The following is a 10,316-nucleotide window of genomic DNA, read 5'->3' as shown; positions in this document are numbered from 1 at the left end:
GGAGCATCTTTAATTTGAGAGAAGTGTTTACTTGTATAGCTTGCACCGGCCCTCTCTTTGATAATTGCTAGATTGGCTTCTTGTAAGAGAGAGTCTTTAGATACCACTTCCTCTAAGTAATCAGAGATTGTCACACCTATCTTTATATACTTCTTAGGAAGACCTCTAATGGCAGAAGTATTTAGAATAGTTAGAGGTAGCTTAATATCTAATTGTGCTGGTCTACTTATATTAGAAAGTGTTCTCAGTGATACTTGAGGTCTATATGTATCTCCAAATTCTCCTAAGTAGATGATCTCTCCATTACTTATTTCAAAAATAAATTGAGTTCTTATAATATTATTCCATTGCCATGGATGAACAGGGATTATTAAGTAATCTTTTTCAGTTAAGTTATTCTTATCAAACGACTCTAGTAGTAATTCTTTTTCCTTAGGTTCTAATGAGTCATTTAGAATTTCAGTTTCATTAGTAGATTTTGAGAAAGTATATGAGGATTGATCTCTTTTTATAGCAATCCAATGAAGTTGGAATCCTTTTGACTCCTCAGGAGAGTAGAGTTGATTTTCTTCAAGGTTCCACCCAATTCGTCCTTTGTTTAAAAGCGCCTTTGGATGACCGTTTAAAAACGATTCTCTTTGAACTTCAGACATTTCTAAAAGCTCTGAAGACTTTATATCCTTTCTTTTTTCTAGCAGGTGAATATCTCTAACGATAGTGTTGTTAAGCTCTTCAAGGAAGTTTGCTAGGACAATATCTGTTAACAGGAGTTCTTTTTGTGCATCTATGAAAAATTGAGCGGCACTTTTAATTTTGGTTTTTTCTTCATTTTCAATTCTAAGAACTGAATCTACATCGATAACGAGAGATGTCCAGATTGTTTCTTTACCAGTGAACTCATATTTAATCCCTGAAGCTAGTGATAGGCTGTAGACTTCATTTTCTTTAGTTGGAAGAATATTTTCTTCGTAGTAAAGCTCACCAATTGCCTTGGCCACTAGGTTTTGATTTGCTTTAAGATTGAGCTCTCTTAGTTCCACGGATACCCCTCTTGAAAATAAGTCTCTCTATCACATAGTAGAAGTGCAGCTCTTTTGTGTGGAAAATCAAATTCTTTCTCTTTTCTCCAGCATTCAAAGTGATTGATGTACCTAATTATTCTTGTATTATCACTTCTAGGTTCACCAGCTAGGAGCTGAGTTCTTTGGTCATTTAAAAATGAGTAGTGACTTGTTGCTTTTAAGATAGCGTCAACATTAACTCTTCCAAGGCAAGACTCTTCACCAATTAGGAAGTGGAATCCTCTATCGTAGTTAGAGAAGTCATAGAAAGGTCCAAGTCTATCTTCTTTGGCCCAATAGAACTCAAAGTAGCCCACAGGCTCATTATTGAATTCAAGAATTGTTGGTATACTGTGAGGATCTTTTAAACCGTTCTCTAGATAACTTTCTAGCTCTTGTTTAGATTTATTAAGTTCCCAAAAATTGTAAATGAACTTTTTATTATGCCAGCTATGAAAGTTGTCTAAGTCATTTTCAACGTTTGCAACTCGAAACGATATAGTCGTATCAATTTCAGAGTAATATTTTTTATATAATAATTCTCCAGGAGAGTAACCCGGTCGTTTTGGGTGAGTGATCCCATTTGTAGAGACTTCTACAGGCTCATTGTTTGTGTCTGCGGCCTTGGCCCAAATATTACCGAGAGAAGCAAATGTTTCTCTTGGAAGAATAATTGATTCGTCTTTAATTAAGTGATTAAAGCTTAAGTTATTTTGAATTAGGTTTTTAGAGAGAATTACTGTGAAAGCTTCTTTAGGAAATAAGTTAAAGATTGATTCTAAACAGATAAGCGTAACATCATCATTTATGTATTTTAAGTCTAAGATTTTGAATATGTTCTCTTCTTTTTGAAATGAGTATTCAAGAGTTGTTAAGTCACTTGTAAGTTTAACTTTGTCTTGATTGATTAGCTCAATGTTGTAAAAGAGATTAGTATTGAAAGATTGTAGTTTTATTTTCTTAGACATGCTTAACTGCTCCCTTAATCGGGTTATTCATTGGTATATAAATATCTGCAGGGCTCTTCATTGTATTTTCATTAATTTCTTTCAAGCAACACTTATAATTTCCCTTAACCCATAGATATTGCTCATTTAAAAGATAGTCTATGCAGCTTGAATCTTTTACTCCATTTTCCTTAAGCTCTCTAATAGATTTATTTAGAATTTGAAGGAAATTTGTTTCTTTTTCACCACTTATTCTAGATAAATGAGAAATCGTGTCAAAAGCTGTGTTTATAATTAAATAGTAACAGAATATCTTTTGACCAAGTTCTGGCGTCAGAATATTTCCATTATCTAGTGCGAGCTCTTGAGAGTATGGGCTATATTGCTTAAATCCGTCTTCGCTGTATCCTGTTCCCTGACAATCTCTAAAGTATAACTTTATAGGAAAACCCCCATCATTTAACTTTAAGATAATATTTTGTTGGTGAGCTCCAAGGAAGATTCCAAAATTAGCTTGAGAGTCTAATAGTGGAGAAATGACTACTTTTGTAAACTCAGTAAACCAGTCCAAGTAGTATGAAGAGTTTTCTCTAGTTGTATAATTATCTAATAGTGAAGAACCATTTGGTGAGAGTTGGTTAAGAGTTGCAAGTAGAACAGTGCTTTCTTCTTCACCATCTATAAAAGGGTTTATTCTACAAGATACAATTGAATCAATTGCCGTTTCACCTTTTTCATTCTTAAGAGCGGCATAGGCCGGTTCATGTAGGACATTAAAGTTTGGCCATTTTTCTTGCAGCTTGATTCCTTCTTTTGTTTTGAAGACATCACTGACTTGAATACCTCTATCTACTTCAACTTGTTGGAGGTGTCTTATTGAGTTTGTCAGTCTTAGGCTCATTGAGAACTTGAGCATATACTTACAATTTTTAGAGTAAATACTTCTAATAGATGAAGTACTGTACCATCTGACTTCAGATCCTCTATGTAAAAATGAAATCTTGTTTTTAGATTCTAATTCTTTTACAAAATTATTGTTTCTAATATTAGTGAGCTGCCATGGGTGAACTGGAATGAGCTTCTTATTATCTTTTGTTAGTTTCTCAACTTCTAAAGATCCGAGGCAATCTCTTGCGATAGAGTCTATCCACGTTGAACTAAATTCTTTTTCATGTTTTTCTAGCATGACATCTTCGTCAACAATTGCCCAAGCTAGAGAGAAGCTTTTTCTGTATTCTGGTGAATAGTTTTTAAAGTCTTCACTCGTAAATCCATCTCTTGCTTTTGGGTATGGATGAAAGGAGTGACCTAGTATTAATAAACTCTCAGCCTCAACGAAGTTAAGTATCTTTTTGTAATCGTTTTCAATTTTTACTTCTAGGTCTTCTAGAAATGTTTGAATATTTTTTTGGCTCTGTTGAACTCTAGCTTTGAATGAGTTTATTTGAGTCTCGTCTGATTGATCCATTTGCTCACAAGAGTAATTAATTACCCAATCGAGAGATTTTTCAATATTTACTAATTGATTATTAATCTTATGTCTTAGGCCATATTGATGTTTACCTAGAATTGAAAAGAAAGTGAGTTCAATACTTAGAGTTTCATTCTTAGTATTAATAAACTCTATAGACTTATTCTCAGGATTTTTCTTAATAGAGTCTAGTTCTATAAATTCTCTTAAGAGAGAGTTTACCAATGCTTCAAATGTATAAAGTAATGACTTTTCTTTCAAGTTTAACTCTCTTTTGCTTCTAGGTTAACTGCAGGAGTCTTTTCTTTAATTATTAAAACAAAGACAAGTGCCATAATTGTGAACGAGACAAAAAATACAACTGCTTTTTCTGGAACAAGATGAAGTTTCATCGATAGAGCAATTAGACCGGCCCCTACAGCGTAGCCAAAAGAGTGAGCAACACTTGCTAATCCAAGTTTTTTTCCAAAGACAGTTTCTTTAGATTTAGTTTTCTTAGAGTTACTAATTAGTGAGAGATAAACTGGTGGAATAAGAGCTGTCGCAAAGGAAATAAAAATAATCGAAATCCAAATAGATTGTTCATTAGTAGAGTACATTAGCACGATTGAACCAATCACTAACGAACTCGCACCAATGAGAACTCTTGGTATCCATCTAGACTTTAATAGCCAAATACTTAATTGTTGTACTAGTAGTGCAGTAACACTTAGTACTAGAATGATTTTTGCAAAAAGTATTGTTGCATCTTTACCGTCAATATGAAGAACTTCTTTTAAGTGATGTCCTAGGAAAGTATGAATAATTCCTATGAAACTTGTAAAAATCATTGCAAGTAAAATAGGGTAGAGCGCTTCTTTAATACTTATTTTCCAGCTTTCAAGTACTGCTTTTAGTTTTATTTCTGTTTTTGAATTTTGAGTCTGTACATTTGAATCAGATGTTAAAAAGCAACTTGTCGCTAGAGTGAAAATCCAAATAGTTGCAGCATAGATTATAAACTCAAAGTTTACTTGTTTAAATAATATAAGAATTGGGCCTAGGATTCTTCCAAGGTTTAGGCACATTGAATTTCTAGTGAGTACTTTTATATGTTCCGTTTCTTTAATTAGGTCTAGCTGCCATGCCTGAGATACTGGAACTATCGCAGAAGCTAGGAGACCGTATATAATTCTACTGGCAAAAACCATCGCGATCTTTACGCTTAGAGGTATTGTTGTATTGAAAATAAATAAGAGCGCCATAAGTACAAATGAGATAGTCATACCAAGCATTCCAAAACTTAAGACTCTTTTTCGTCCTAGCTTATCACTTTTTGCTGCCCAAAAAGGACCCATAAATGAAAAGATTAATGAACCTACACTTATAGCACCAATAATATTAGCAGTAACAACACCTGTCTCTTCTGCAATATATGGAATCGTCGTGTAAAGAATCATCTGTACACAGCTAAATGTGAGTGTATTTAGGTAAGCTATAAAAAGTTTTGATTTATTATTATTCATTTTACTTATCTTCTTAAATGCAAAAAAGAGGCTTTCAAAATTAATTGTTGGCCTCTTTCGTTTTACTATAAATTGTCAAAAATTAATTAATCAATTTTTCCTGTAAGAACAAAGTTCACGCCCATAGTAGTTTGACCTGCACAAATGTTTCCAGCGTCTGCAAGTGGAACCATTACTGCTAGGTTATGTGGGTGACCGTAGTAAAGGTACTCGTTCGGACCTTTGAATGCTTCATCAATTACTTTCTGTCCTTCTGTACACTCTGTATCACCGTTTACTGCATATGCTTTAGAAGTGATAAGTTTGATAGTAGAAAGAGCATTGTCAGCTAATAGAATAGCGCTGTAGTTACAAACTTTTCCATTCTCTTCAAATGTTGCTTTCATTAGACCGTTATCAAGTGTTATGTCTGTTGTTACTGTACCAAACTGAGCATTGATTCTTGCAAATTCAACTGGAGTTGCAACATCAGTAACAACGTTATTACAAATGTACTTATTGAAAGTTGTTTGCCATCTTTCTCCTGGCATTGTTAAGTCTCCACTTTGAGCAAAGCTTAGTGTTGATACTGTTAAAAGTATCAATGATAGTATTCCTTTTTTCATAATTCTCTCCATGTTTGTGTCAGGTTCATTTATGAAGAAGTTTGTATCATCAAACTTTTGTTGGGGCAAGGTGTTCTTTTGGAAATGTTTAGGAGGAATGGGGAGCTTGTCTAAGTTCTACTAAGTTTGTTTCGACTTTTTTAGCTCTTTTTGCCTCTTGGCCTCTTCAGAAGTGGTGTGCTTAAGGTCTAGACCGTAATTTAATGTGAGATAGCGCTCGATTGGCATCCATTCTCCATCTGGAGTCTTGATTCTCTTTGTATAAGTACAAATTAACTGAATCCCCGAGTGGGTTTTAGATAGAAAGTGAATAAGTACTATGAAGAGAGTAATGAAAAACATCCCTATTAATGTGAATGAGAGAAATATTTTAAAATGATCTTCAGGTTCGAATAATACATTTTTTAAAAGAGTTATAAAGATTAGGGGAAGGATTAGAAATCCTGCAGTGTATACAAAGATATACTTTTTGGCCCAGCTTACTGATTTGAATAGCTTTTTCGTGTAGCTAGCGCTGTCATCTTTTATAAGAATAGCTAGATAGAGCAAAAATGCGCAGGCGGTAGGTAAACTTAAGCCAATCATTACATTATTACTGATTCCTGTGAGTACAATTTCTCCAAATATGTGGCCACATATTGAGAGATAAACCCAAAAGAGCGAGACAAGAAAAAGTGCATCTACAAGAAGACTATTCTCTTCACTTTCAAGTGAGACGACCTCAAGCACACACAGAAGAAAAAATGTTAATATCGTTGCAGTTGAACTCATAGGTAAGGCCAGGAACTGACTAGCCCCATTAGTGTGAATCGCAAGCTCTAAGAAAAGAATAGATACAGTTAAACCAAGAGAGAAGACTCTAATCTTACTAAGAGTGAAACTTGATAAGTTAAATTGTTTAATACTTACCTTGTTGAAAAATAAAATAATGAAAACTAGTGAAGTATAAGGACTAATTATTGGTGCATTTGGGATAGGTCTATAAGTAATTTCCCATCCTTGAAACCATCCAAAAATTGAAAGAATAAATGGCATTAGTACTGTCAGCCCTAGGGTCTGTTTAATTATCTTTTCCATAGAGTGTCATTTTATCATATTAAGAATCTTAATAATGTTCTTTTTCTATTAAGATTTCTTGCTAATTCGGGAGGTTATTGCACTTGTTCAATAAGTGTTTGAAAATGCTTGTGCATAGAGTCTATCGCAACATCTTGAATTTCTAACTGTCTAAACTTAATGCCGGCCAATTTGAAAATCTTTTTTGAAATTCTATTAGATTCTGTTTCTCGGTGCTTATCACTTAAATATATAACTTCATTCACTTTAGAGCTCGCTAGTAATTTAGCGCACTCATGACAAGGAAATAGTGTGACGTAGGCCCTTGTTCCCTCGAGGCTATCTTTTGAATGAAGAATGGCATTTGCTTCTGCGTGAACAACATATCCGTATTTTTGGAACTCCAATGAAGCCTTTGGGTTTTTTCCCCACGGGAGTTGAGTTTCATCAATACCGGCTACAAAACCATTGTATCCCATTGTTACTTGATGATTATTTTTATCAACAAAGACAGCGCCAACTTTTGTTGAAGGGTCCTTTGACTTAAAGCTGGCCATCATTGCCTGTAGCATAAAGTATTCATCCCAGTTTATAGGGGACTTTGCAGGAATAAAATTGATATTGTTTTCTTCATTTAACATTTTTGTAAAATATCTGAACTATTTTCATTTGCATAGACTTTATGAAATGAAGTTCTTAATTTAATTAAAACCTATTTAGTATTGGGGCGCTTATGAATCGATTTTTTATAATATTTACAATTTTACTAACTTTTGGAGGTTGCTCTCAGTTGGAGCTTACTGCCATGCAGTGTGAGACGTATGACTGGAAAAAGTCCGGGAAGATTGATGGTGCTGGAGGGAAGAGTTTACTCCACTCTATAAAGAACGCCTGTCTGGAGAGTCAGTATATTGTATCTTCAGAGGAGGAGAAGCTTTATATGGAAGGCTTTGGAGAGATGTACTGTCGCACTAAGGTCGCATTTTCTGTGGGATTAAAACTAAAGAGCTATGATGTAGATAAATGTTCTCCGTCTTCTAAGAAACTTTTATCTCGTGCTTTTACGCTTGGTAAAAAGAGAGGAACTTTAAAGAAGCAGCTCCGAGAGCTCGATCAAAAGAGAAGGGATATTGTCGTCGATTTAGGGGATTCATATCTAGATAAAGAATTAGTAAATAACCTCAATTCTCAAAAACTAGAATACGAAAAAGAAATTAGAGAATTAGAGAGAGAGCTTTCTTCTTTGCCAGATTCATTTATAGAATAATTTGTTCTACTTGTAGAACCCTCTTTTGAAATTCAAATAGTTATATAGTTTAAAAATGGCCGCCCTATTGCATCAGTAATTGCAATTAGGGAGGTCGTAATGAAAAAAATTATATTAGTTTTATCAGCAGTCTTGATTGTAGGCTGTGGTAAGGAAAGTGGAGAACCCTCTGTCTCTCCAATCATTGATACTTTGGAGGGAGTTGAACAAGAGTCTTCAAAAGTATTATTAAGCCCAAGGGTTCACAATTATAAAGTAAAAAAATTCTTTTTTAAAAGAGAGACTCTTCCCAGTACTGATAAAAGATATATAGAAATTCAAATCAAAAAGATATTAGATGAAAATAATTTTAATAATCTAAATCAATCAATGGGGCTAAAAGAAATATTAATCAAGGGGAAACACTTAGTATTATCAAAAGGTCATCAGCAGGGAATATTTGAGCAGTTAAATAAGATGACAGATATTTCAAAGCTTACTATTGAAGCACAAACTGTAGATCTTTTTGAAGATCTTCACCTGCCAGGTACTAGCGTCTATATTTCAGCACATGAATTGAACCTCGCTAAAAAAGGAAGCCTTGATATCACTCCTCTAGGTTTTTCAAGTAGACCTAAGCTTTTAGAGAAGGGGAGGGACGGCCAAAATTCAGGAGAGATAGTTCTAAATATTAAGAAATTAAACTATGATCAAAATCGCCGAAGTTCTGTTTTTATTTTGAACGGAGGAAGGGGACAGGATGGTTCATTAGGAGTTAAAGGGCCCAACGGAAGTAGGGTGAGAGATCTTGGAAATGGTGTTGTTTTTAAAACTTTGACTAAAGAGTTCTGTGATCTTTTAGATACAAGACACTTTGAAAGAGAAAGATTTAATAAGAGATTAGTATGTTCGACTCATACTTCATATGAGGGGAGTAAGGTATGGCCCACTGATGGTCGAGACGCTATATCTGGATCTAGACCTGGAACTGGAGGAAGAGGTGGCTTCTTTCTGACTTATGTAAAATTTCCGAGAGAGTTAGTTGAAGTTAAGGGAGGTCTGTCTGGTCAGAGTGCTGGGTTAATAAAGGGTGGGGAAGCCGGGACTCCATTAGTGTCATATCATCAAGAGTTTTTTATCAATAGAAACAACTCATCACAACTTAAGAGTACAAAGAAAAAGGTATCATCAAAAGGAATTGATGCTGTTTCTCCAGGGCCCGAAAAATCTATTGGCGAAGACGGAGCCTGTGAGTATTCAAGTCTTGTTAAATTTTGGGAAACTGAAGGATATTTAGAAAAAGATCTACTTTTTGCAACTGATCTCTACATTAATAATCACATAGAAGAGGCAAGTTTATTGTTCTCTGAACTTGATTGGAGTTTAAACTTTAAAGAGATTGGTGGAGATTCTGTAAAGTCTATGGCACTTAAATCCAAGGTCAATGAGAGTAGACTTAAGATTAACTCTCAGAAAGACTATTTTGGAAATAGTGTAAATTGGGTTCCAAACTATTCTTTAGAAGCAAACTTCTCAAAATTTAAAAAAGATTTAGAATTTTCATTCAAGACTTTATATATGACATATTGGATAAAAAACTCTCAGAAGTCTATTGAGAGCAAAGTTGAAGCAATGGAGAAAGTTCAGTCTTCACTTTTTGAAGAAATTGAAAGAGGAAAGGAAGCGTACGAAAACTTAGTTTTTAAGATACCTTTACTAAAAGAAAAAATAGACACATTTAGAGTACAGGAGGAGTACTTTTCTAATGAGGTTCGTAGAGTTGAAAAAGAAATTAATAAAATGGCGAGAGAGAATATTATTGAAAGGCATAGAGTTCCTTTTTTTAAAAAGGCCCTAAGCTCTGTCGCAGCTCTTTCTACTGCTATTCCTGCAGGGCAGCCTGCTTTAGGTTTAATTGGATCTAGTCTTGGGATTCTTTCTAGTCATATTGGAACTCATAGACCTCTAGGTGATATTATTAGTGATTCTTCAAGTATTTATAATAATTTTCAAAGCTTGAAGTTAGAGGAGTCAAGTCAGAACTGGAATGAGATCTGGTCTAAAGTTAAACTAAATAGAGTTGCTGAAATTAATAATAAAGATGAATTGAAAGAGTATTTAAATAATTTAACTGAGTTCTCTAAACCAATAATTGCAGCCGCTAAGGTTCAAGCTGATCATTGGAGGAAAAGAGAACTTTCTAGAACAGAGATTTCAGCAGAGATCGAAAAAATAAAAAATACACATAGTGTATTTAAAGATGTAACTAAAAGTTTAAAAAGATTTATGGATCAGAAGAATGTATTGGTTCGAGAAGTTAACACAATTCAGGCAGATATTCTTAAAACAATAAGCTCAATTTATAATAATTTCGATAAAGTCTCAGAGTTAAATTATCACAAAGGAGAGTTATTAAGTAATGGTG

At 34.1% G+C, this 10,316-nt stretch carries 9 protein-coding genes; 2 read left to right on the top strand and 7 right to left on the bottom strand.

Annotated elements, in window-relative coordinates; genetic code table 11:
* The 7 genes from ABX784_RS13175 to ABX784_RS13145 form a co-directional block, all read right to left on the bottom strand.
* On the bottom strand, positions 1 to 1,040 hold a 1,040-nt coding region (locus tag ABX784_RS13175; protein ID WP_372655521.1), incomplete at its 3' end, for an IucA/IucC family siderophore biosynthesis protein.
* Positions 1,031 to 2,029, bottom strand: coding sequence for a GNAT family N-acetyltransferase (locus tag ABX784_RS13170; RefSeq protein ID WP_372655520.1), 999 nt, complete (start codon positions 2,027 to 2,029; stop codon positions 1,031 to 1,033). The genes ABX784_RS13175 and ABX784_RS13170, both read right to left, overlap by 10 nt.
* The gene (locus ABX784_RS13165; RefSeq protein ID WP_372655519.1) at positions 2,022 to 3,740 is read right to left on the bottom strand and encodes an IucA/IucC family siderophore biosynthesis protein; all 1,719 of its coding nucleotides are present in this window, start codon (positions 3,738 to 3,740) and stop codon (positions 2,022 to 2,024) included. The genes ABX784_RS13170 and ABX784_RS13165 overlap by 8 nt, the downstream gene beginning before the upstream one ends.
* Positions 3,741 to 3,742: 2 nt before the next feature.
* Positions 3,743 to 4,984 (bottom strand): MFS transporter, encoded by a 1,242-nt coding sequence (locus ABX784_RS13160; RefSeq protein WP_372655518.1) that lies wholly within the window; start codon positions 4,982 to 4,984, stop codon positions 3,743 to 3,745.
* Positions 4,985 to 5,070: 86 nt separating this feature from the next.
* A complete protein-coding gene (locus ABX784_RS13155; protein ID WP_372655517.1) occupies positions 5,071 to 5,589 on the bottom strand; it encodes a hypothetical protein in 519 nt (172 codons plus the stop codon).
* A gap of 120 nt (positions 5,590 to 5,709) precedes the next feature.
* On the bottom strand, positions 5,710 to 6,666 hold the full coding sequence (locus tag ABX784_RS13150) for a hypothetical protein (RefSeq protein ID WP_372655516.1): 957 nt from the start codon (positions 6,664 to 6,666) through the stop codon (positions 5,710 to 5,712).
* Between the two features lie 74 nt (positions 6,667 to 6,740).
* Positions 6,741 to 7,286 carry a cytidine/deoxycytidylate deaminase family protein gene (locus ABX784_RS13145; RefSeq protein ID WP_372655515.1) on the bottom strand — a complete coding sequence of 182 codons (546 nt, stop codon included), beginning with the start codon at positions 7,284 to 7,286 and terminating at the stop codon, positions 6,741 to 6,743.
* Positions 7,287 to 7,378: 92 nt separating this feature from the next.
* Between ABX784_RS13145 and ABX784_RS13140 the strand changes: the two genes are divergently transcribed.
* Together ABX784_RS13140 and ABX784_RS13135 are read left to right on the top strand one after the other, a co-directional pair.
* Positions 7,379 to 7,912, top strand: coding sequence for a DUF2799 domain-containing protein (locus ABX784_RS13140; RefSeq protein ID WP_372655514.1), 534 nt, complete (start codon positions 7,379 to 7,381; stop codon positions 7,910 to 7,912).
* A gap of 99 nt (positions 7,913 to 8,011) precedes the next feature.
* A partial coding sequence (locus tag ABX784_RS13135; RefSeq protein ID WP_372655513.1) for a hypothetical protein occupies positions 8,012 to 10,316 on the top strand: 2,305 nt, incomplete at its 3' end.

Source organism: Halobacteriovorax sp. (assembly GCF_041587335.1).
Taxonomy (GTDB): Bacteria; Bdellovibrionota; Bacteriovoracia; order Bacteriovoracales; family Bacteriovoracaceae; genus Halobacteriovorax.
This window is presented reverse-complemented; position numbering and strand designations above follow the sequence as displayed.

What these genes read in the sequence shown, in the direction of transcription:
- ABX784_RS13170 (WP_372655520.1), bottom strand. Translation starts at nt 2,029, where the DNA reads ATGTCTAAGAAAATAAAACTACAATCTTTCAATACTAATCTCTTTTAC.
- ABX784_RS13160 (WP_372655518.1), bottom strand. Translation starts at nt 4,984, where the DNA reads ATGAATAATAATAAATCAAAACTTTTTATAGCTTACCTAAATACACTC.
- ABX784_RS13155 (WP_372655517.1), bottom strand. Translation starts at nt 5,589, where the DNA reads ATGAAAAAAGGAATACTATCATTGATACTTTTAACAGTATCAACACTA.
- ABX784_RS13150 (WP_372655516.1), bottom strand. Translation starts at nt 6,666, where the DNA reads ATGGAAAAGATAATTAAACAGACCCTAGGGCTGACAGTACTAATGCCA.
- ABX784_RS13145 (WP_372655515.1), bottom strand. Translation starts at nt 7,286, where the DNA reads ATGTTAAATGAAGAAAACAATATCAATTTTATTCCTGCAAAGTCCCCT.
- ABX784_RS13140 (WP_372655514.1), top strand. Translation starts at nt 7,379, where the DNA reads ATGAATCGATTTTTTATAATATTTACAATTTTACTAACTTTTGGAGGT.